The organism is Burkholderia sp. ABCPW 111, assembly GCF_000773065.1.
GTDB lineage: Bacteria > Pseudomonadota > Gammaproteobacteria > Burkholderiales > Burkholderiaceae > Burkholderia > Burkholderia savannae.
The window spans coordinates 255,635-278,306 of sequence record NZ_JPWT01000002.1 but is presented as its reverse complement, the minus strand read 5'-3'; the positions used below and the strand labels follow the sequence as shown (position 1 = coordinate 278,306).

17 protein-coding genes and 2 pseudogenes are annotated in these 22,672 nt (G+C 68.0%); 10 read left to right on the top strand and 9 right to left on the bottom strand.

What is annotated here, in order from left to right:
- Nucleotides 1-69: 69 nt before the first annotated feature.
- Entirely contained in the window at nt 70-1,968 is a 1,899-nt protein-coding gene (locus tag X946_RS02870; protein WP_038743824.1) for an amidohydrolase, read from the bottom strand.
- The gene (locus X946_RS02865) at nt 1,961-2,275 is read right to left on the bottom strand and encodes a XapX domain-containing protein (RefSeq protein WP_038743822.1); all 315 of its coding nucleotides are present in this window, start codon (nt 2,273-2,275) and stop codon (nt 1,961-1,963) included. The genes X946_RS02870 and X946_RS02865 overlap by 8 nt, the downstream gene beginning before the upstream one ends.
- Nucleotides 2,276-2,853: 578 nt before the next feature.
- Here X946_RS02865 and X946_RS02860 point away from each other — a divergent pair.
- Entirely contained in the window at nt 2,854-3,540 is a 687-nt protein-coding gene (locus X946_RS02860) for a hydrolase (protein ID WP_038743905.1), read from the top strand.
- 431 nt (nt 3,541-3,971) lie between these two features.
- Here X946_RS02860 and X946_RS02855 read toward each other — a convergent pair.
- Nucleotides 3,972-4,424: pseudogene (locus X946_RS02855) on the bottom strand (substrate binding domain-containing protein); the annotation flags it as partial.
- Here X946_RS02855 and X946_RS02850 point away from each other — a divergent pair.
- Nucleotides 4,414-4,671: pseudogene (locus tag X946_RS02850) on the top strand (helix-turn-helix transcriptional regulator); the annotation flags it as partial. The pseudogenes X946_RS02855 and X946_RS02850 overlap by 11 nt on opposite strands.
- Here the strand turns inward: X946_RS02850 and X946_RS02845 are convergent.
- Nucleotides 4,616-5,512: a helix-turn-helix domain-containing protein gene (locus tag X946_RS02845; RefSeq protein WP_038743902.1), complete on the bottom strand. Its 897-nt coding sequence runs from the start codon at nt 5,510-5,512 to the stop codon at nt 4,616-4,618. The pseudogene X946_RS02850 and the gene X946_RS02845 overlap by 56 nt on opposite strands.
- Before the next feature lie 343 nt (nt 5,513-5,855).
- Here X946_RS02845 and X946_RS02840 point away from each other — a divergent pair, with 343 nt between their 5' ends.
- Nucleotides 5,856-6,920, top strand: coding sequence for a cyclic nucleotide-binding domain-containing protein (locus X946_RS02840; protein ID WP_038743818.1), 1,065 nt, complete (start codon nt 5,856-5,858; stop codon nt 6,918-6,920).
- Between the two features lie 41 nt (nt 6,921-6,961).
- Here the strand turns inward: X946_RS02840 and X946_RS02835 are convergent, their stop codons facing one another.
- Both X946_RS02835 and X946_RS02830 read right to left on the bottom strand, forming a co-directional pair.
- Nucleotides 6,962-7,642: a YoaK family protein gene (locus X946_RS02835; protein WP_038743816.1), complete on the bottom strand. Its 681-nt coding sequence runs from the start codon at nt 7,640-7,642 to the stop codon at nt 6,962-6,964.
- A gap of 161 nt (nt 7,643-7,803) precedes the next feature.
- Complete coding sequence (locus tag X946_RS02830; RefSeq protein WP_038743814.1) at nt 7,804-8,529, bottom strand: pirin family protein; 726 nt, start codon at nt 8,527-8,529, stop codon at nt 7,804-7,806.
- 129 nt (nt 8,530-8,658) lie between these two features.
- Between X946_RS02830 and X946_RS02825 the strand changes: the two genes are divergently transcribed.
- On the top strand, nt 8,659-9,549 hold the full coding sequence (locus X946_RS02825) for a LysR family transcriptional regulator (protein WP_038743812.1): 891 nt from the start codon (nt 8,659-8,661) through the stop codon (nt 9,547-9,549).
- Nucleotides 9,550-10,219: 670 nt separating this feature from the next.
- On the opposite strand, the gene X946_RS02820 is transcribed toward X946_RS02825, so the two are convergent.
- From X946_RS02820 to X946_RS02800, 3 genes are all read right to left on the bottom strand, one after another.
- Nucleotides 10,220-11,887 (bottom strand): S10 family peptidase, encoded by a 1,668-nt coding sequence (locus X946_RS02820; RefSeq protein WP_038743810.1) that lies wholly within the window; start codon nt 11,885-11,887, stop codon nt 10,220-10,222.
- 533 nt (nt 11,888-12,420) lie between these two features.
- Nucleotides 12,421-14,013: a S53 family peptidase gene (locus X946_RS02805; RefSeq protein ID WP_038743805.1), complete on the bottom strand. Its 1,593-nt coding sequence runs from the start codon at nt 14,011-14,013 to the stop codon at nt 12,421-12,423.
- 380 nt (nt 14,014-14,393) lie between these two features.
- On the bottom strand, nt 14,394-15,020 hold the full coding sequence (locus tag X946_RS02800; protein WP_038743900.1) for a LysE family translocator: 627 nt from the start codon (nt 15,018-15,020) through the stop codon (nt 14,394-14,396).
- Nucleotides 15,021-15,155: 135 nt separating this feature from the next.
- Here X946_RS02800 and X946_RS02795 point away from each other — a divergent pair, with 135 nt between their 5' ends.
- The 6 genes from X946_RS02795 to X946_RS02770 all read left to right on the top strand — a co-directional run bounded on the left by X946_RS02795 (nt 15,156) and on the right by X946_RS02770 (nt 22,527).
- Nucleotides 15,156-15,620 carry an Lrp/AsnC family transcriptional regulator gene (locus X946_RS02795; protein WP_038743804.1) on the top strand — a complete coding sequence of 155 codons (465 nt, stop codon included), beginning with the start codon at nt 15,156-15,158 and terminating at the stop codon, nt 15,618-15,620.
- 142 nt (nt 15,621-15,762) lie between these two features.
- On the top strand, nt 15,763-16,167 hold the full coding sequence (locus tag X946_RS02790) for an SRPBCC family protein (protein ID WP_038743802.1): 405 nt from the start codon (nt 15,763-15,765) through the stop codon (nt 16,165-16,167).
- Between the two features lie 122 nt (nt 16,168-16,289).
- Entirely contained in the window at nt 16,290-17,876 is a 1,587-nt protein-coding gene (locus X946_RS02785) for an inorganic phosphate transporter (protein ID WP_038743800.1), read from the top strand.
- A 127-nt stretch (nt 17,877-18,003) separates the two neighbouring features.
- On the top strand, nt 18,004-18,798 hold the full coding sequence (locus X946_RS02780) for a 2OG-Fe(II) oxygenase (RefSeq protein ID WP_038743798.1): 795 nt from the start codon (nt 18,004-18,006) through the stop codon (nt 18,796-18,798).
- Between the two features lie 598 nt (nt 18,799-19,396).
- The gene (locus X946_RS02775) at nt 19,397-21,004 is read left to right on the top strand and encodes an acyl-CoA ligase (AMP-forming), exosortase A system-associated (protein ID WP_038743796.1); all 1,608 of its coding nucleotides are present in this window, start codon (nt 19,397-19,399) and stop codon (nt 21,002-21,004) included.
- Nucleotides 21,005-21,849: 845 nt separating this feature from the next.
- Complete coding sequence (locus tag X946_RS02770) at nt 21,850-22,527, top strand: LuxR family transcriptional regulator (RefSeq protein WP_038743794.1); 678 nt, start codon at nt 21,850-21,852, stop codon at nt 22,525-22,527.
- Nucleotides 22,528-22,672 lie beyond the last annotated feature (145 nt).

Genomic DNA, 22,672 nt, shown 5'->3' with positions numbered 1-22,672 from the left:
GACGCGACCAAGCGCGTCACCGGAATGCGACGAGACAGCGACGCGCGGCACGCGCGCCCGATCGCGCGCTCACACCGCCCAGCACGAGCAGCCGAGCGCGCCCCAGAAGCTCTTCAGATCGTCGACCGGCAGCTTGCTGCTCCACGCGCTCGCATGCCGATGCGCATGAATGCCGCAACGGTTCGCGCACGCGCACGCCTGCGCCGCCTGCCGGACCACCTGCTGCAGCGACGCGCCGCCTTCCTTGTCGCCCCACGCCGCATAGCCGCCGAACACGCGGGCGGGCGACCAGTCCGGCATCGCGGGCGGCGGCGCGCCTTCGTCGATGTCGGCGAACGGCCCCGCGCCGTAGACGACCTTGCCGCCGACGACGGTCAAGAGCGACGTCGTATCCGCGATGTCGGATTCCGGGCATGCGAAGAAATCGCGGTCGGGCACGATCAGATCCGCGAGCTGCCCGACCTGAATCCGGCCCTTCTTGCCGACTTCGTTCGAGAACCACGTGACGTTCTCGGTCCACATCCGCAGCGCGGTTTCGCGATCGACGCAATTCGCGCGCGGATAAAGCTGCGCGCCGCCGACCGTCTTGCCGGTGACGAGCCAAGCGAGCGACACCCACGGGTTGTACGACGCGACGCGCGTCGCATCGGTGCCGGCCGACACGTTGACGCCCTTGTCGAGCATCCGCCTGACAGGCGGCGTCGCTTCCGCCGCGGCCTGGCCGTAGCGCTCGACGAAGTATTCGCCCTGGTACGCCATCCGGTGCTGAACCGCGATCCCGCCGCCCAGCGCGGCGATCCGGTCGATCGATTCGTCGGAAATCGTCTCCGCGTGATCGAAGAACCAGTTCAGCCCGTCGAGCGGAATGTCGCGGTTCACGCGCTCGAACACGTCGAGCGCGCGGCTGATCGTTTCGTCGTAGGTCGCATGCAAGCGCCACGGCCAGCGATTCTGCGCGAGCACGCGCACGACCGCTTCGAGCTCGCCTTCCATGTCGGGCGAAAGATCGGGGCGCGGCTCGCGGAAATCCTCGAAGTCCGCCGCCGAGAACACCAGCATCTCGCCCGCGCCGTTGTGGCGGAAATAGTCGGTGCCGTCGTGGTATTTCGATGTCGCGGTCCAGTTCAGGAAGTCCTGCTTCTCTTCCTTCGGCTTCTGCGTGAACAGGTTGTACGCGAGCCGGATCGTCAGTTGATCGTGCTTCGCCAACTGCTCGATCACCGCGTAATCGTCCGGATAGTTCTGGAAGCCGCCGCCGGCGTCGATCGCGCCCGTCACGCCGAGCCGGTTCAGCTCGCGCATGAAGTGCCGCGTCGAATTCAGTTGATATTCGAACGGCAGCTTCGGCCCCTTCGCGAGCGTCGCGTAGAGAATCGCCGCATTCGGCCGCGCGAGCAGCAGCCCGGTCGGGTTGCCCGCCGCGTCGCGCGCGATCCGGCCGCCCGGCGGCTCCGGCGTGTCCTTCGTATAGCCGACCGCGCGCAGCGCCGCGCCGTTGAGCAGCGCGCGATCGTACAGATGCAGGATGAAGACCGGCGTATCGGGCGCGACGGCGTTCAGCTCGTCGATCGTCGGCAAACGCTTCTCGGCGAACTGATGCTCGGTGAAGCCGCCGACCACGCGCACCCATTGCGGCGCGGGCGTGACGGCCACCTGGCGGCGCAGCATCGCCATCGCGTCGGCGAGGCTGCGCACGCCGTCCCAGCGCAACTCCATGTTGAAGTTCAGGCCGCCGCGAATGATGTGCAGATGGTTGTCGATCAGGCCCGGCAACACGCCCTTGCCTTGCAGGTCGACGATCCGCGTGTTCGCGCCCGCCGACGCGAGCAGCTCGTCGCCGCCGACGGCGACGAACCGGCCGCTCTTGATCGCGACCGCGCTCGCGGCCGGATTCGAACGGTCGAGCGTCGTGAAGCGACCGCGGTGCAGGATCAGATCGGGGGTGGCGTGTGCGGCGTGGTCAGCCATGGCGTTGCTCTCCGGATGACGAATCGGGGTGACGGGCGGCCGCGACCTGCGCCGGCGCGTCCGGCGCCTTCGGGCAAGTCGGCAATTGGCCGAACATGTGCGGCTTGACCTGGTGCTGATACCAGGAAGTCGACGTCTCGGCGTTGCTCAGCAGCCGCTTGACGAGCGGCGGCACCTGCTCGCCCGCGAGGATGCCGAGCAGGCCGACGAGTGCGATCACGGGCGGCGCCGGCGAGCGCACGTTGGAGACGCCGTAGATGATGCCCACGAGCAGCCCCATGGCGAGCGACAAGACATAAGCTTTCATGATGGGTAGTCCGGATGTAGTGGTCGTGTGCGTCGTCGGAACGTCGAGCTGGCGCGCGAGCGGTGAACCTGCGATCCGTTCGCGGGCGTCTCGATCGGTCGCGGCTGACTATCGCATTTGCGGGCGCTCGCGTATTGAACGTTTGTCGCCAGTTTTGAACGATAGCGACGCGACGCGACGCGTTCGCACGCGCACGCGCACGCGACATCGAATGGCGCGATGCGGCGATACGGCGATACGGCGATACGGCGATACGGCGGCATCATCGTCGACGGCGAGCAGTTCGCACGCAAGCCGACGCGCAACGTTCACCGGACTCCTCGCCAAGTTTGCGCACTATTGTTCAAGACGGCCGGACACCCACGCTCTAGCATCCATCCCGCAGCAGATCGTTCGAGTCGGCGCGCCCGCGTTTCGACTCGGCCGCCCGGCCTGAACGCGGCGCGCGGCGTCGGCGGCGTGCCGCGTTCGCATTCGATCCAGAAACGATGTGCGCGATCGCAGCGATCACAGCGATCGCCGCTCATCGAATGTCTTTGTTCACTCCCGCCCTGAACGGCGTCACCCCGGAGATTGTCATGTCCGACCCGAAGCTCGAAGTCCTCACTCCGCACAACTGCCAGATGATCTTCATCGATCAGCAGCCGCAAATGGCGTTCGGCGTTCAGTCGATCGATCGCCAGACGTTGAAGAACAACGTCGTCGGCCTCGCGAAGGCCGCGAAGATCTTCAACATTCCGACGACGATCACGACGGTCGAATCGGAATCGTTCTCCGGCTTCACGTACCCGGAGCTGCTCGACGTGTTCCCCGATCACAAGCTGCTCGAGCGCTCGTCGATGAACTCGTGGGACGACCGGAAAGTGCGCGACGCGCTGAAGGCGAACGGCCGCAAGAAAGTCGTCGTGTCCGGACTGTGGACCGAAGTCTGCAACCTGACGTTCGCGCTGTGCGCGATGGCCGAGGGCGGCTACGAGATCTACATGGTCGCCGACGCGTCGGGCGGCACCAGCAAGGAAGCGCACGACTACGCGATGCAGCGGATGATCCAGGCGGGCGTCGTGCCGGTCACGTGGCAGCAGGTGCTGCTCGAATGGCAGCGCGACTGGGCGCACCGCGAGACGTACGACGCCGTGATGACGCTCGTGAAGGAGCATTCGGGCGCTTACGGCATGGGCGTCGATTACGCATACACGATGGTCCACAAGGCTGCGCAGCGCACCGCGAGCGCGCACGAAGTGCTGGCGCCCGTTCCGGCTCGCTGAACCGGATCGGCCGGCGCGCCCGCCATGCGAGCGGACGCGCCGGCCGAATCCGATCGCCGATCGCCGATTGTCGATTGCCGATTGCCGATTGCCGATTGTCGATTGTCGATTGCCGATTTCGCTCGTTTCTCCGCAATCCGGCCGCGAGCAAGCGCGCGGCCGCTTCATGCATGCCGGCGCACGACGCTTCCGATCAACGCGTGCGCGATGGCTCGCGGCCCGATTCGAGCCGCCGCATTTGAGCAGCTCCATTCGAGCGGCCTCATTCAAGCGGCCCAATTCGATCGGCCCCATTCAAGCGACCGGAAAGATCGGCACGCCAGTCGATAGCCGCCACACGCCGGCGATCCGTCGCGCCGCAACCAGCTCGTCCCGGACACGGTCGCCCCGGCCATCGCCGACGCCCGACGCGCAAGCCCGGGCGCGATCCGTCAGCGGTCGAGCGCCTGCGGCATGCGTTCGGCGAGAAACGCGATGAACGTCTGCACCTTTCGCGAATGTCGCCGATTCGGCAGATACGCCCCATAGACTTGCGCGTCGCCGCCCGGCGGCGTCATGCGCCACGCCTCGAACAGCGGCAGCACGCGGCCCGCGACGACGTCGTCGTGCACGCGCCAGGTCGGCGCGAGCGCGACGCCCTGCCCGTCGAGCACGCCTTCACGCAGGATGTCGAGACTGTTCGCGGTCAGCCTGCCGCGAACCTCGACCTTCTCCGCCCCGCCATCGCGGCTGAACGTCCAGCTCTGCCGCCCTTGCCGATACGGAAAACGCAGACACCGGTGCGACGCGAGATCGCCCGGCGCGGCGGGCACGCCCATCTCGTCGAAACAACCGTGGCTCGCGACGACGATGCGCCGATTCTCCGTCAGCTTGCGCGCGACGACCGGCAAGACGCCGCATCAATGGCTGCTCGAACGGCGCATCGACACCGCGAAGCATCTGCTCGCGCATGGCGACTGGCCCCTTGCGCGCATCGCGGCGCATTGCGGCTTTTCGAGCCAGAGCCATTTCACGCAGGCGTTCGCGAAAATCGTCGGCGCGCCGCGCCTGGCCGGCGCGCTTCGACGAAACCCCGCTATTTCCGGTTCACACGACGCCACGCGGCGGGCGGCGTGCCGATCATGCTGGTGAAGACGCGCGTCAGATGCGCCTGATCCGAGAAGCCGCACTGGTGCGCGATGTCGGCGATCGGTTCGGAGTTCGAAAGCAGGCAGTGCTTCACGCGTTCGATCTTGTGCTCGAGCAGCCACCGGTGCGGCGTCGTGCCGACCGTTTGCCGAAACGCCTTGATGAAGTAGCTGCGCGACAAGCCGCACGCCGACGCGACCTGCGAGATCGGCACCTCGCCGGCGGCGTTCTCCTCGAGGATCGCCTTCGCGCGCTCCAGTTGCCAGTTCGCCAGCCCGCCCTTCGCGGGCGCGTTCGGCGCGGCCACGCCATAAGTCTGCACGATGTGGATCTGCATCGCGCGCGCCACGTGACCGGCGAGCAGCGGGCTGCGCGGCGAAGCGCCGGACGCCGCCGTCAGCAGCGCCCCGACGAGACACTGCAGCACCGCGTCGTGGCTGTCGTCCGGACATGCGAGCTCGCGAACGCCGCCCATTTGCATGTCGGCCGTCAGCTCGGCCAGCGTGCGCCGCGGCAGCACGTGGAACAGCATGTCGAACGGCCTTTGCAGATCGGCGCGAAACGGCTCGCCCTCCTGTCGGATTCGCAAGGCGATGCGCGCATCCCGACCCGGCGCGTCGTCGGCGCCCGGCGTCGCGCATGGCGTGCGCGCCGGCAGCGCCACGCCGATCAAGCAGCAATCGGCGGGCGGCAGGAACTCGACGACGCCGAAACCGCACTCCGCATGCCGCACGCGCGTCAGCACGACGGGCGCGTGTGCGTCGGCGCGCGTCTCGATCGTCTCGATCGCCGCGCCGCGAAACGCCTCGTGCAGCTCCATCGGGGCAAGATCAGTGCTGCTCATCGTCAGGCTCGGCAGTGTGCTCGCTTCGGTATCGGCAGATCGCCCCATGGCGGCTACTCCTTCGATCGGGTTAAGGATAATGGCCGATTGCATCCTTCGATAGAACAAAGGTGTCTTTTTTACAGAAACGTCGACGACGCTCGGTCCTCACCAGTTGTCATTCGCGCGCCATGCGCGCATCATCTTCGCACTTCGCGCCGCCGCCTCGCGCCGGCGGCCGTCGGGAGAAACGTCCCGCGATCTATACTTGAACAATCCGTCAGGACGGCAGGTGTCAGGCCGAGGCAACGCTTGCGCAAGCGCAGATCCGATGCCTCGCGCTCCTGGCGACGCGCACTCTTCGATGAATCACCTCCGAAATCTACTGGGGCATCTGAAGCATACCGACGACTTCGCCGCGTACGGGTTGCCGCACGACCTGATCGAACGCGCGTCCCGGTACGGCTGCGTCGTCGAAGTCGATGCCGGCGCGACGCTGTGCGCGAGCGGCACGCGCAGCGACTATCTGTACATCGTGCTCGACGGCACGACCCGATGCGCGCCGCCCGCGCATCCGGCCACGCCGTGCGGCGTCGATCACGGCCCCGGCACCTTCACCGGCGAGCTCGACCTGCTGAACGACATCGCCTGCGAAACCACGGTGGTCGCGTCGTCCGCTTGCCGCCTCGTGCGAATCCATCGCGCCACGCTTGGGGTTCTGCTGGAGCGCGAGCCGGATCTGCGCGACTTGCTCGTGCGTCTTTTCCTGCTTCGCCGCATCGGCCTGCTCGCCTACGGGCCTTCCGCCGCGTCTGCCGCACGCGGCGCCCCGCGCGCCGGCCATCGCGATCCCGGGCGCGATCCCGGGCGCGACTTCGACGTGGCGATCGTCGGCAGCGGGCCGAGCGGCATGATCGCCGCCGCGCACGCCGCATCGAGGCGCCTGAACACGATCGTCGTCGAAGGTCGCCTGCCGTTCGGGATCGACGACGAATTCGCACGGGCCGACACGGCGGAGCTTCAGCGATTCGGTCCACACCTGACGATCGGCAGCCGCACCGTGCGCCTCGACTGCGACGCCTACCCGTTCGGCCTCGTCGCCCGCGACGGCGAACGCATCGGCGCGCACGCGCTCGTCATCGCATCGTCGCTGCGCCCCGAGTACGACCCGCGGCTCGCGCGCGTCACGCTGCGCGCGAACACCGAATGGCTCGGCGGCGCCGTCGACGTGGACGACCGCGGATTCGTCCGCACCGGCCGCGCGGCGTCCGGCACGACCTTCGCCGCCGCATTCGAAACTTCGCAGCCGGGCATGTTCGCGATCGGCGAGGTGCGCGCCGGCCCGCGGCGCTCGGCCGTCGCCAACCTGTCGGAAGGCGCGGTCGCCGTCGAGGCAGTTCGCCGCTTCATCCGCGCGTACCCGGCCTGAGCCCGATCCGCTTCGGGCCTCGCGGCGGCTCACGCAGCCGCTCACAACGCCTTCTCCATCGCCTTTTCTTCGTCGATGAGCAGCGCCGCCCCGATCAGCACCGGCGGCAACGCAAACGCCCATGCGCCGCCGATCAGATAAAGTCCCGCCGCCGCGCCGCATCCGAGTGCGAACGTCGCGACGGTCCACGCCATGTTCGCGAGCCGCGACGGCCCGCCTGCGCGCGGCACGTCTTCGCCGGCGAGGCGGTTCGACAGATGCAGCATCAGTTGCGTGACGGTGCCCGTCATCAGCGTCGTCGGCAACGCGTCCGGCAGATGCAGCCGATGCACCGCGTTCTGGATCGCCATCGCCATCACGAGGATCATTCCGGTCATGATCGCCGGCCACGCATCGCCGTCCGTGAAAGGACCGAGGCGGATCGCAAGCGCCGCGCCGATCGCGAGCAGCAGCCATTGTGCACCCAGCAGGATCTTCAGCGCCGGCGCGCGCGCACGCATCATCGAGCGCCGCGCGACGCCCGCCGCAAGCACGACGAGACAGAAGACAGGCAGCGCCAACAGCTTTGCGACGGCGCCCGTGCTGCCGGAGACGAGCGTCGCGCCGAGCGTGACGAAGTTGCCCGTCACGTGCGCGGTGAAGAGGCCCTGCAGCGCGAGAAAGCCGGCCGTATCGACGAAGCCGCCGTTGAACGTGAGCAGCGATGGAAGGTTCAGTTTCATTGCATCGGGTTCCTGAAGAAAGCAACGGATGCCGGCCGGCAGGCGATCCGCGCGAAATCGCTGCGCGCTTTAATCGCCGCGAACGGCCCGCGGCCGAACCGCGCGCGCGGGATGGCCCGCGCCGCGGCCGTCCGCGCACGGGCCGCCCCTGCGCGACGTCGTCACGCCCATTCCGCGGTGACTTCGATCGGCCGCAAATCGAACAGCAAGACCTCCGCCTGCCTGCCGTTCTCGATTTGCAGCGCCTGCTCGTCGCGAATCCGCGCGCCGTCGCCCTCTTGCAGCGCGACGCCGTTCACCGTCACCGATCCGCGCGCGACGTGCACGTACGCGAAACGCTGCGGCGGCAGCACGAACCGCTCGCTCGCATCGCCGTCGAACAGGCCCGCGTACACCCGCGCGTCCTGGCGAATTTTCAGCGAGCCGTCCTGCCCTTCCGGCGACACGATGAGGCGCAGCTTCCCGCGCTTGTCGCCGTCGCTCACGCTCGTCTGCTGGTAGCGCGGCTCGACGCCGCGCACCGCCGGCCCGATCCAGATCTGCAGGAAATGCACGGGCTGCGCCGACGAATGGTTGAATTCGCTGTGCGCGATGCCCTTGCCCGCGCTCATCAGCTGCACGTCGCCCGGCACGATCACGGAGCCCGTGCCCATCGTGTCGCGATGTTCGAGCGCGCCTTCGAGCACGTACGACAGGATTTCCATGTCGCGGTGCGGATGCATGCCGAAGCCGCGGCCGGGCGCGACGCGATCGTCGTTGATCACGAGCAGGTCCGAGAACCCGACTTGCGCCGGATCGTAGTATTCGGCGAACGAGAACGTATGGCGCGAGCTGAGCCAGCCGTGCTCGGCGCGGCCGCGTTGATGTGCTGCCCTGACTTCAATCATGATGACCTCCGTTTCATCGCGGGCGCTGCGGGTTGCGCGCCTCGTCGATCGATGCCTGCAGCTTACGTCAACTATTTTGATACATATATAAACAGAGAGATAATTACTGTCTCATATTGGTGGACAATCATGCAATTCGACGACCTCCGGATATTCGTCGCGACAGTCGAAGCGGGAAGCTTCACGGGCGCGGCCGACAAGCTCCTGCTGTCCAAGCAGTTCGTCAGCCGGCGCGTGATGGCGCTCGAGGCGTCGCTCGGCGTCCGGCTGCTCGTGCGCAACACGCGCAAGCTCGCGGTGACGGAGCTCGGCCAGGAGTTCCATGCGCGCGCGACGCGCATCCTCGCCGAGATCGCGGAAACGGAAGAAGCGATGTCCGCGCGCCGCGGCGACCTGCGCGGAACGCTGAAGATCAGCGCGCCGATGTCGTTCGGCATCACGCGCTTGTCGCCGCTGATCGCCGAGTTCCTCGTCCAGCACCCGGCCGTGCGGCTGCACGTCGAGCTGAGCGACCGCCACGTCGACCTGATCGGCGAAGGATTCGATCTCGCGCTGCGCATCGGCGCGCTGCCCGATTCGACGCTGATCGCACGCCGTCTCGGCGCGCTGCGGATGGTCGCGTGCTGCAGTCCGGCCTATCGGCGCAAGCGAGGCGCGCCGGCGACGCCCGCCGATCTGCACGCGCACGTCTGCCTGCTGTACGGCCAGGAAGGCCGAACCGGCTGGGAGTTCGCGATCGACGGCGCGCGCCGCACATTCGAAGTGCAAGGCGCGCTGCTCGCGAACAACGGCGACGTGATCCGCGACGCGGCTGTCGCGGGGCTCGGCATCGCGCTGCTGCCGCACTTCATCGTCGAGCCCGCGCTGGACGCGGGCCAGCTCGTGGCGGTGCTCGAGCCGTTCGCGCAGGCGCCGCTGCCCGTCAACGCCGTGTATCCGCAGCATCGGCAAGACATGTCGGCCTGCCGGGTGTTTCTCGGATTCATCGAGGAGCGGCTGCGCGAGCGCTTTTCCCGGTGAGCGGCGGCGACTCGGGCGGTTGGGCGGTTGGGCGGTTGGGTGGTTGGGTGGTTGGGTGGTTGGGTGGTTGGGCAGTCGGGCAGTCGGGCAGTCGGGCAGTCGGGCAGTCGGGCAGTCGGGCAGTCGGGCAATCGGGCAATCGGGCAGTCGGGCAGTCGGGCAGTCGGGCAGTCGGGCAATCAAGCGGTCGGGCGGTTGATTGGGAAGCCGGGCCATTCGGCCGTTGTGTGGCGCTTCCCCGCCTCCCGATTCCATCGCATCGACCGAGATGTCCCGGACGACACGGGAAGGTCATGCTCCGCGCCGCTCCCACCATTCCCGCCACCGGCGCGCTTCGTGAATGCGGCCCGAGCGTGCGCTCTCGACCATCAGGCATCGCGCAACGAATCTGCCGATAGTTTCGCTCTGCTGCTGAACGAGCGGCGCGAAGCGGCCTCCATCGCCCAAGCGACGGGCATGTTCGCGCGCTGACCGCGCCGCATCGAGAATCGAGAATCGAGACGAACGCGTCCCCGCATGCGGTTTCAGATCATCGAAACCATCCGACCAAGCCCGCCGACGAATCCCGGGACCAGCGTCGGCGCGGCGGCGCTCGACCGCAGCCAGCACGGCGAGCGCCCGACAAAGCCCTGAAACCCAGGCATTTCGGGCGCTCGTCGCATCGCCGGAATCACGCCCCGCGCGTCTTCTCCTGCAACGCGCGAATCCGCATCACGGCCGCGGTGTCGTGCACCGCCGATTCGTACAGCTGCGCGAGATCGTGCTTGAGCGCGGTGCGCGAACCGCCGTCGAGATACACCATGTGTCCCGACGGATAGAACCGCGCAGACAGGTTCCGCCGCACCGTCGCATCCTCGAGCGGCATCTGCTGAAGATCGAGCACCGTCTGATAGAACGGCGTGACGAAATCGTAGAAGCCGTTCGCCGACAGCACCTTCAGATCGACGTTCAGCGCCATCGTCGCCGCGAGATCGCCCGCCGTGTAGAGGATCACGTTGCCCTTCGCGTCGACGCCCTGCTGCGCGCCCGTCGGATCGATGTGGCCGAAGTCCCAGAACTTGAACGCCTGATCGTTCAGGTCGGCGAACGACGAGTTCGACGTGTACTTCAGCTGCTCGTTCAGATACGAGTTCCACATCGCCGTGTAGACGCCCGACACGGCCGTCATCGTCGGATCGTTGCCGCCCGAGTTCGGATCGATCTTGCCCGCGATCCCCGATTCGATCCCCGTCACGCGGCCGTCGTATGCACCGAGCGCGAGGCCGCTCGCCTTCAGGAGCGTCGTCAGGAAGAGCGCGTTGCCGCGCGTGTCGTAGCTCGCGACGTCGAGGCTCCACGACAGGAGCGTCGTCGTGTCGATGCCGGTGTAGCCGGACAGCTTCTTGACCACCGCCTCGTCGGGCTGCGGGAACTTGCGCAGCGCGTCGAGATAGCCGGTGCGCGCGAACTGCGCGACCTCCTCGACGAACGCGCCGAGATCGGCCGGCGCCGGCGCGACGCCGAGCCGCTTGTGATACCACGCGTCGGCCGCGGCGGTCGGCAGCGCGCCCACCGGATTGCCCGCCTGCTTGTAGTCGAGGATCGACGATTGCAGCGTGATCCCGTTCAGGTCGACGCCGTCCTCGTGCAGCTTGTAGGCGAGCACGCAGCTGCGCGCGGTGCCGTACGATTCGCCGAACAGGAATTTCGGCGAATTCCAGCGGTTGTTCTTCGTCAGAAAGCGCTTGATGAACTGCTTGATCGAGTTCGCGTCCTGGTCGACGCCCCAGAAATCGCGGTTCTTGTGCGGCGCGACCGCCGCCGAGTAGCCGGTGCCGACCGGATTGATGAACACGAGGTCGCTCTTGTCGATCAGGCTGTCCGGATTGTCCTCCATCCGGTACGGCGCGGGCGGCGTGAAGCTCGGCATCGACGTCCTGATCCGCCGCGGCGCGAACGAGCCGAGCAGCACGAACACCGCCGACGAGCCCGGCCCGCCGTTGTAGAAGAACGTGACCGGCCGCGTTTGCTCCTGCTGGCCGTCCTGCGTGAACGCGACGTAGAAGATCTTCGCGTTCGGCTGCGAACTGCTCGCGTCGACGGTCACGAGATGGCCTGCCGTCGCCGTGTACGCGATCGTGCGGCCGTCGATCTGGATCGTGTGATGCGTGATCGCGGCGGCCTCGGTCGTGTCCGTCACCGAATCGTCGGGGCCGTTGCCGTACGCGACCGGATCGAAGAACGGCTGGTCGCCGTCGCGCTTCGGCGCCGCGACGATCGGCGGCGGCGCGTGAACCGAAGCGGAAGCGCCATGATGGAGCGGCTGCGTGCCGCCCGAAGAAGTCGAATCGATGCTCATCGTGCTGCTCCTTCTGGTTCTATTGGAGGGTGCATGAACGAATCGTCAATCGTGCCAAACCGTTTGCCGCCGATCGCGGCCGCGCGCGCATCGCGAACGGCCGGTCACGTCGAGCCGGCCCCGGGGCCGGCTTCGCGCAATGCGCGGCCGCCGCCTTTGCCGTCGCCGCCTCGCCGCAACGGCGAAGCGGCGAAGCACAGCCGTGATGCCGGAATGCCGTGATGCCGGAATGCCGGCGTCACCGCACGGCCAGCCGGAAAGCCCCGACATCGCCGCCGCGTCGGCCGTGCGACATCGCGGCCCGCCGCGTCGTCGTCGCGGCGACGAACGGCCCGCCGGCATGATCGATGCGCCGCGCGCCGACGCCGCCGGAGCGCCGCGACCGGAACCGCCTCTCCCGATCCCGCGCCGCCAATCTCGAATGGCGCCGCGCGCGCGTCAAGCGCCGCGACGCCGCAGCCTGCGAACCGCCGCGCCGGATGCGGCGGCGCGGCGGCCCGCGACGCACCGCCAGCCGTCGCATCGGCCCGCGATCACCCCGTGGCGCCGCTCTTGAGCGCCGCCACGACCTTCGCGCCGTCCGGGCTGCCGAGCCCCGTGCATGCGTCCCAGCCGGGCGTCGCCGCGTACGCGCCGTTGTCGCCGACCGTGACGTCGCGCAGCGCGCCCGCGTTCCGGTACAGCTTCGGGTTGATCCAGCCCGCGGAACTGCCCGCCGCCGCGTTGATCCGCGCGACGAGCGCGGCCCAGAGCGGCGCGACGGCGCTCGTGCCGCCCATCACCGCCGACGTGCCGCCGACGAGCACCTCGTAGCCCGTCGCGGGCGACGCGTCGCCCGCGACGTCGGGCACGCCGCGCTTCGCGAGCGGCGACGCGGCGCCGCCCCGCGCGAGCGTCGCGCTCAGCCCCTTCTGCCAGTCCGGCAAATCGAACACGTCGCTCACGCCGCCGCCCGTCGAACCGCCGCCCGCCGCGTCGTCGTTCCATACGACCTCGCTGCGGATGCCCTGCCCCGGCAGCGCATCGAGCCGCGTGCCGCCGCACGCGAGCACGTACGGGCTCGACGCCGGAAAGTCGACGTGGTTCGCGCCGTCCTGCACGCCGTCGGCCGAGCCGGCGTCGCCGGACGCCGCGCACACGGTCACGCCGAGCGCCGCGGCCGACTGCAGCACGCGGTTGAACGCCTGCAGCGATTGCGACGTCCACGCGGCCTCCGGGCCGCCCCAACTGATCGACACGACCGACGGCCGGTTCGTCGTGTCGTGCACCGCCTGGTTGACCGCCTGAATGAAGCCCGCGTCGCTGTTCTGCGCGAAATAGACGGCGAGCGTCGCGCCGGGCGCGATCGCGCCCGCGACCTCGAGATCGAGCGCGACTTCGCCGTCCGGCCCGCTCGGGTCGCCCGTCGGCGCATTGCGGCCGGCGCCGACGTTCACGTCGACGAGCTTCGGCTGCCGAGCGAGCCCGAGGCCGCTGAAATACTGCTGGATCTCGGCCGGCCGATACCCGCCGCCGAGCTCGACGATCGCGATGCACTCGCCCGCGCCGTCGCCGGGCGGAAAACCATACAGGGATGCGAGCTGCGGCGGCGTGTAGGTGACGGCCGCGCCGCCGCGCGCCGGCTGGAAAGTCGGCCGCAGCCGGAAATGCGGCCGGGCCTGCGGACGGTTGTCGAGCCCGAGCACCGCGGTGACGACGTCGTGCAACTCGTCTGGCAGCGCGATATCGCCCGTGCGGCCGCGATACTGGCCGATCGTCCGGTGCTCGAAGCGCTGCAGTTTCACGCCGAACGCCGCCTCGAACTGCGCGATCGTGCCCGACAGCACGACGAGGCTCTCGACCGGATCGACGCGCGCGACCGTCAGGCCGTGCTGCTTCGCGAACGCCTCGACTTTGCCGACATCGTCGGGGTGCGCGCAGAAACGCTGCGCGAACGCTTCGCGCGAAACCGGCTTCGCGTCGGGATCGCCGCTCGCGAGGCCTTGCAACAGCGAATCGAGGTGCTGCTCTTCCTGCCGCCGCAACATCACCACCACACGGATCGTCTCGGCCGGATCGCACGGACCGATGCACGTGGATTCGGCGACGATCGGCGGTTCGTTGCCGGCGTGAAGATGCCTTGCCATATTCGAGTCCTCCAGAAGCCGTGATAACGGGTTGCCAGGATTCGGACACGGTCGCGCGATCGCAGTTCCGGGCGGTATGTCGGACGGCGCACACACGCCGTCGACAGGACCGTGCGACAGTACGGCAGAGCAAGTGTAAAGCACGCGCGGCGATCCTGTATCGGCCTCTCGAGCGTTCGCGAAGGCGTGCGCCGGCGCATTCGCGAAGTTCGGCGCGGCGCGGCGTGCGTGTGCGTGTGCGTGTGTGCGTGCGGCGCGCGCGTGTGGCGCAACGCGCGCGCGGCGCGCGGATGCCGGCATTTCGCGGTTAGTTGCTTCGCACGCGCGGGCGGCTTCGCGCGTCGCCGCCGGAGCCGATGCCGGCGCTCGCGCGCGGCAGGTCAGTCGATCGACAGTCGCAGCGCAAAACCGAGCAGCACGGCCGAAAACGTCCAGCGCTGCGCGGTCTGCGCAAGCGGATGCGCGCGCAACCATCCCGCGATGCGCGCCGCGCCGGCGACGCACGCGAGATCGAAGCACAGGCCCGCGAGCACGAGCACGGCACCGAGCGTCGCCATTTGCACGATCACCGGCGCGCCGCCCCGTTGGACGAACTGCGGCAGCAGCACCGAGCAGAACAGCAGCGCCTTCGGGTTCAGCAGGTTGGTGAGCAGGCCTTTGACGAACGTATGGCGCAGCCGCGCGGCGGGCTCGGCCGCGCCGTCGTCGGACAGCGCGAACGCCGGCGAGCGGAAGATCTGCACCGCGACGTACGCGAGGTACAGCGCGCCGCCGTAGCGCACGGTCTCGTAGAGCCACGGCGCGCTCTTGAGGAGCGCGGCGACGCCGCACGCGGACAGCGTCACGTGCACGGCGCGCGCGAGCCCGAGCCCCGCGGCGGCGGCGGCGCCGTGCCGCGCGCCGCGGCCGATGCCCGTTTGCAGCACGAACGCCATGTCCGGCCCGGGCACCGCGTAGACGGCGACGACGGCGGCGATGTAGACGAGCAGCAAATGAGCGGAAAACATGGTCAAGCCCGGATTCGGAAAGGGTTCCATGTTGCCCCTGCTCAACGAGGGTTATTTGGCTAATTTAGCCTTCCAGCACGACGGAATTATTGGAATACACTACTAGAAACCGATTTTTTAGAGCATCCCCACACCATGATCGATCTCGACAAAACCGACCGCGCCATCCTCGCCGCAGTGCAGCTCGACGGACGCATTCCGGTCGCCCGCCTCGCCGACTCGGTGGGGCTGAGCGAAACGCCGTGCGCGCGCCGCCTGAAGCGCCTCGAAAGCGACGGCTACATCGAGCGCTATCGCGCGCAGATCTCGCGCAACGCGCTCGGCTTCGGCGTCATCGCGTTCGTGCTGCTGCGCTGCGCGGTTCACGATCGCGGCGTCGCCAACCGCTTCGAGCGCGAGGTGCTCGGCATTCCGCGCATCCTGTCGTGCCACAACGTGTCGGGCTCCGCCGACTATCTGCTGCAAGTCGTCGCGCACGATCTCGACGATTACGGGACGTTCCTGCGCGAGACGCTGCGCGTGCTGCCGGGCGTCACGTCGATCGAGTCGGCGCTGTCGCTGCGCGAGGTGAAGCGCGAGGCCGAACTGCCGATTCCATGAGCGCCGGCGAAGCGCGCGGCCACCGCCGGGCGCGGCACGGCGCCAACGCGCGCGGCCGAGCGGCGCGCATGCCGGCTATGACGCCGCGGGCGCGGCATCCACTATCATGCGTATTCCCCGAAACGCCGCCGAACCCGCCCCAATGAACGAAGCCGCCCCGATCCGCCTCGAACGATTCGTCGCCCGCCCGCCTGCGCAAGTCTGGGCGGCGCTCACCGAGCCCGCGGCGCTCGCGCGCTGGTGGGCGGCGGGCGACGTGAGCCCCGCGCACGGCCACCGGTTCACGCTCGACATGGGCCCGTGGGGCAAGCAGCCATGCGAAGTGACCACGGTCGAGCCGGAGCGCCGGTTCGCGATCCTGTTCGCGCAGGGCACGCTCGACACGACGATCACCTGGCGGCTCGCGCCCGAGGACGGCGGCACGCGCGTGTTCTTCGAGCATGCGGGCTTCGATCTGGACGCGCCGCAGGCGCGGATCGCGTACGAAGGCATGGCGCGCGGCTGGCCGTCCGTGCTCGCGCGGATCGAACAGGCGATCGGAGGCTGACCTCGCGCCGCCCTGCGTCCGCCCGTCGCGCCGCCGAAGAATCGCGCCCCCTTTGAGCGCTGTCATCAAACTGCCTGATCGCGGGCGCTAGGATCGAACGGTCAGTCATATCAAGGGCCGTCATGAACCACCCTCTGTCCGCCGCGACCAGCGAAGAGCTCGGCCGCACCCGGCATCTGGGCATCGCGCTTCTCGTCACCCTCGTCGCGGCCGGCGCCGCCTACGTGTTCGTCCACCTGTTCGCGGATCTCGCGCCCGTCGGCGAGCACACGGCTCTCCCCTACCTGCTGCTCGGCGTCGCGCTCGCGATCGCGCTCGGCTTCGAGTTCGTCAATGGCTTTCACGACACCGCGAACGCGGTTGCGACCGTCATCTACACGCATTCGCTGACGCCGAACGTCGCCGTCATCTGGTCGGGCATCTGGAATTTTCTCGGCGTGATGGCGTCGACGGGCGCAGTCGCGTTCGGCATCCTGCAGTTGCTGCCCGTCGAACTGATCCTGCAGGTCGGCCACGGCGCGGGCTTCGCGATGGTATTCGCGCTGCTGATCGCGGCGATCGCGTGGAATCTCGCGACCTGGTATTTCGGCCTGCCTTCGTCGAGCTCGCACACGCTGATCGGCTCGATCATCGGCGTCGGACTCGCGAACCAGTTGATGCACGGCTCGTCCGGCACGAGCGGCGTCGACTGGGCGCAGGCGGCGGGCGTCGGCAAATCGCTGCTGTTCTCGCCGATCGTCGGCTTCCTGTGCGCGGGCCTGCTGCTCGCCGTGCTGAAGGCGCTCGTGCGCGTGCCCGCGCTCTATCGCGAGCCGCGGACGAACGAGCCGCCGCCGCTCTGGGTTCGCGGCCTGCTGATCCTGACCTGCACGGGCGTGTCGTTCGCGCACGGCTCGAACGACGGACAGAAAGGCATGGGGCTCATCATGCTGATCCTGATCGGCACCGTGCCGACCGCGTATGCGCTCAACAAGGCGGTCACGCCCGGCGAGACGCAGACGTTCATCGCCGTCGCGCATCGGGCCTCCGAAGCGCTTGCGCGCTACGCGGGCGACGCGCCGCCGTCGCCGAACCCGCGCGCCGACGTCGAGGCATACGTGCAGTCGCGCCGCCTGAGCGGCACGACGCTGCCGGCGGTCCGGCAGTTGTCGGACGCGCTCGCGGCCGAGGTCGGCGCGACGGGCTCGATCGCGACAGTCCCCGAGGGCCAGGCGGACAACGTGCGCAACACGATGTATCTGGTGTCCGAAGCCGTGCGCCTGATGGAGAAGACCGGACAGCCGGCGTTCGCGCCGCAGGACCGCCGCGCGCTCGACGACTATCGCAAGCAGCTCGATCACGCGACGAAGTTCATTCCGACCTGGGTCAAGGTCGCGGTCGCGATCGCGCTCGGTCTCGGCACGATGGTCGGGTGGCGGCGCATCGTCGTGACCGTCGGCGAGAAGATCGGCAAGCAGCATCTGACCTACGGGCAAGGCGCCTCGGCGGAAGTCGTCGCGATGCTGACGATCGGCGCGGCGGACGCGTACGGGCTGCCGGTATCGACGACGCACGTGCTCTCGTCGGGCGTCGCCGGCACGATGGCCGCGAACGGCTCGGGGCTGCAATGGAGCACCGTGCGCAGCCTCGTGCTCGCCTGGGTGCTGACGCTGCCCGCCTCGATCGTCCTCGCGGGCGCGCTCTACTGGGGCTTCCACGCGCTGGTGTGACGCCGGATGACGGCTCGCCGCGCGAGCGCTCCGCATGAATTGCGGCGCAAGATTCGGAGCGCGACGCATCGACCGTTTCGCTAGACTGGCCGCATCGATCCATCCACGATGCAGCGAGGAAACGCCGATGAATGCGACGTTCGAACCACCCGCGACGCCCGCCCGCGCACACGACTCGGCGCACGCCCCGGTTTTACCCGTCGCATCGCGCGAGGCCGCGCTCGCGCAGCGAATCGACGCGCTCTCGTGGCGGCCGATCGAACAGGCCCTCGATCGCGACGGCCACGCGATCGTCCGCGGCCTGCTCGCGCGCCGCACGTGCGAAGCGCTCGCCGCGCTCTATGCGCGCGACGCGCTGTTCCGCAGCCGCGTGACGATGGCGCGGCACGGATTCGGGCGCGGCGAATACAAGTACTTCGGCTATCCGCTGCCGCGCTTGATTCAGGCGCTGCGCACGGCGCTCTATGCGCACCTCGCGCCGATCGCGAATCGCTGGCACGCGCAGATGCGCATCGATGCACGCTTTCCTCTCGAGCACGAACGATTCATCGAGCGCTGTCACGCCGCCGGACAGTTGCGCCCGACGCCGCTGCTATTGCGCTACCGCGAAGACGATTACAACTGCCTGCATCAGGATCTGTACGGCGAGCACGTGTTTCCGCTGCAGGCGGCGATCCTGCTGTCGGAACCCGGCGCCGATTTCACGGGCGGCGAATTCGTGATCACCGAGCAACGGCCGCGCATGCAATCGCGCGTCGACGTCGTGCCGCTCGAGCAAGGCGACGCGGTCATCTTCGCCGTGCACCATCGTCCGGTGCAAGGCGCGCGCGGCCCGTACCGGGTGAATCTTCGGCATGGCGTGAGCCGCTTGCGCGCCGGGCAGCGGCACACGCTCGGGATCATCTTTCACGACGCGTTGTGACACCCGCCGCGGGAAAGCACGCCGTATCGGGCCATGCATGCGCATCGATGCGCATGCCCCTCGACCTTTCCGATCTGCAAACGCAAAGCAGTCGACTCGAATGAATTGGTTGCGCACGCATCCATTTACCGGGACGCATGCGCATCGCACGAACATTCGATGCGACGGCGCAACCGCGTCGCCCGCACACGATTTCGCCATCGCGCCGACATGCGCCACGCGATCGCGCGGCATGCCCGCCCGTAAGAAACGCGCAACAGATTCGAAAGACTGCAACCGCCGACAAGCGAAATTCGACAAGCGAGATTCATCAGGACAATTGACGATAGCGTCGAGCGGACGATCTCCTCCACGAAGGCGCACACGCATTTCGAATGTGCTAACGCGCCGTCGAGAAACGAAGCAAACGCGCCCGTCAGTGTTCGGCATCACCCCGTTCGGCAATTTGCCTTCATTCGCTGCCGCCGCTCGCGGCACCTATTCGCTACTCTTTCGGGCAGCCAGGATCGGCCGCGTTCGCGCGACGATCGTTAGCCACCGAAAGCCTCGCAGCATCGCTCGACGTGCGCCGCCCGTGTTTCTGAACGAAGGTGGAACCATGCGAAATTTCTTCGATCTGGTCGGACAAGCGGCGTGCCGCACGCCCGACGCCGAGGCACTCGTCGCGCGCGACGCTCGGCTGACCTATCACGCGCTCGCCGCGCTCGGCCTGTCATTCGCCGAGCGATTGCGGGCGCTCGATATCGCGCCGGGCGAGCGGCTCGCGATCTTTCTCGACAAGCGCGTCGAGGCGGTCGTCGCGATGCTCGGCGCGGCCGCCGCGGGCGTGGTGTTCGTGCCGATCAATCCGGCTCTCAAGCCCGAGCAGGTCAATCACATCCTCGTCGACAGCGGCGCGCGCTGCCTCGTCACGTCGTCGCTGCGCGCGCGGATTCTCGGCGACGGCGTGCCCGCGAACATGCCGTACGTGATCCTGACCGACGCGAAAACGCAAGCGCCCGCGCCGTCGTCGCGCACGACGTATCTGCGATGGATACAGGCCGACGCGCCGCCCGAATCCGCGGCGCTCGCGCGCGCCAACGCGCAAACCTCGCTGCAAGCTGACACGATCGATACCGATCTCGCCGCGCTCCTCTACACGTCGGGCTCGACCGGCCGCCCGAAGGGCGTGATGCTGAGCCATCGCAATCTGCTCGAAGGCGCATGGAGCGTCGCGCAATACCTGCGCCACACGGCGGAGGATCGCATTCTCGCGGCGCTGCCGCTCAGCTTCGATGCCGGCCTCAGCCAGCTCACGACCGCGTGGGCCGCGAGCGCGACCGCCGTGCTGGTCGACTATCTGATGCCGGCGGACGTCGTCGACGCCTGCGTGCGCGAACGCATCACCGGCTTCGCGGGCGTGCCGCCGCTGTGGGCCCAGCTCTCGCGCGCCGCATGGCCCGACGACGCGCGCGCGCGACTGCGCTATTTCGCGAACACCGGCGGCCGCATGCCGCAACCGGTGCTGCGCGCACTGCGCGCGCTCTTCCCGAATGCGTCGCCGTATCTGATGTACGGGCTCACCGAAGCGTTCCGCTCGACCTACCTCGATCCCGCCGAAGTCGATCGCCGCCCCGATTCGATCGGCAAGGCGGTGCCGAACGCGCGGGTCCTCGTCGTGCGCGACGACGGCTCGCCGTGCGCGCCGAACGAGGTCGGCGAGCTGGTTCATGTCGGCGCGTGCGTGACGCTCGGCTATTGGAACGATTCCGAGCGCACCGCGTTTCGCTATCGGCCGTCGCCCGAGACGAAGCCGGGCGGCGCACGGCGTGAGACGGCCGTCTGGTCGGGCGATCTCGTGCGCCGCGACGACGACGGCTTCCTCTATTTCGTCTCCCGTAACGATGCGCAGATCAAGAGTTCCGGCTACCGGATCAGCCCGGAGGAGATCGAGGACGTCGCGCACGCGAGCGGTCTCGTCGCCGAAGCCGTCGCGCTCGGCGTGCCGCACGACGAGCTCGGCGAGGCGATCACGCTCGTCGTCGTGCCGCTGTGCGCCGAATCGTTCACGCCCGACGCGCTGCGCACGTGGTGCGCGAAGCAACTGCCGCCATACATGGTGCCGCACACGATCGCGGCGCGCGCGTCGCTGCTGCGCAATCCGAACGGAAAATTCGATCGCGTCGCGCTGCGCGCGGATGCCGCAAATCTCGTCGAATCGCTCTGACGGCCGGCCGCGCCGAGCGACCGTCGACGCGCGGCGCTTCGGGCGGTCGCGCCGCGCCGACCACGCCTCGCCGAACCGCGCCGCGCGGTTCGATGCACGATGCGCGGGGCACGACCGTTGCCCGCCGCCGCATTCCGCCCGCCCGGCGTGCTGCAGCGCAATCACGGCCCGCAAGCGCGCGCTCGGCAGCGGTGGCGTGGTCGCATCCCGATCGCTTCGGGTCCCGCCATTTCCCGGCGCCGGCTTGCGTTCCGCCACGAATATATTCGTTCCGCCATATTCCGGCGGAAAACAAGAATTCACCGCGCATCTAAAATCCTGATTCCACTCGAATATCCACTCGACACCATCCTTCACTGACGGCGAGTTGCCGAAACGATACGGCACTTACTGACGCATGCACAAAGACTTGTTCATGCGAAAATGAAATGAACTCGTCTATTGCATCGCACCAACGGTTTAAATTTCCGGCCGCCGAACCGGACGCGTCACGCCCCGCGGCCTCTCCTGCCGGATCGTTGCAGGCAGCGAAAAATATCCGAGCCGTTGAGATAAAAATATCGAACGTCATGCCGGAATAAATCTCAGATAATCCGAACGCCGCTCTTGCAATCGTTATTGCATTTGATATTATTTCCGGACAATTTCTACGTCATTGCGTTATCCGATTTTCATTGGCGACGCGTCCCCAACCCGGTACACGGCACTTCCGAAAGTCTTGATTTTCAATAACGGGGGCATGCAAATTGAGCAGGCTGCTTCAACGCGAATATCGAACAGGTGGAGACGACGGTGCGGGGTCGTCGTCCGGAGAAAGCGCTTCGACACCCACGTTCTCCGCCACCTTGCCGGAATCGCGCGACGTCCGCACGCTGATCGAGACTTTCAGGCAGGCGGCGCTGCAGATCGGCTATCAGCATCATGCAATCGTCGAGCTGACGGGCGCGTCGCATCCCGCGTCGATCAACGTCATCTCGCTGCACTATCCGTCCGAGTGGGTCGAGCACTATACCCGCAACGACTACTTCAACATCGATCCGGTGCATCGCGCGGCGTTCCGGTACAGCACGCCGTTCTCGTGGAGCGACATCGCGACGTCGAATCTGCGCGAGCGGCATCTGCTGACGGAAGCGGAGGACGCGGGCCTCGACCACGGCATCAGCATCCCGCTGCACCAGCCGCTCGGGCGCGTGCTGCTGGTCAGTCTGTCCGGCACCGCGCCCACGCACGACGCCGAGGCGAAGTGGCGCAACGCCTATCTGCTCGGCATGCAGTTCAATCTGCAGTTCCAGAGCATGCGGACGTCCCGTCCCATTCCGCCATCCGTTCACCTGACGGATCGCGAGCAGATATGCCTTACTTGGGTCGCGCGCGGCAAATCGTCGTGGGTCATCGCGAACATGCTCGACATCTCCAAGTACACGGTCGACTTCCACATCGAGAATGCGATGGACAAGCTCAACACGCGCAGCCGCACGTTCGCCGCCGTGAAGGCGACGCGGCAAGGGCTCATTTTTCCATGAACGCGCGCCTCGCCCCGATGCGTTAGCGCCGCCCGCATCATGCGCCGCCGCGCGCCGACGCGATGCAATCGATCAATTGCATCGCATTCCTGATCGAGCCGCGGCCGCCGTCTTTCCGAACGCCATCGCCGTCGCCATCGCCGCC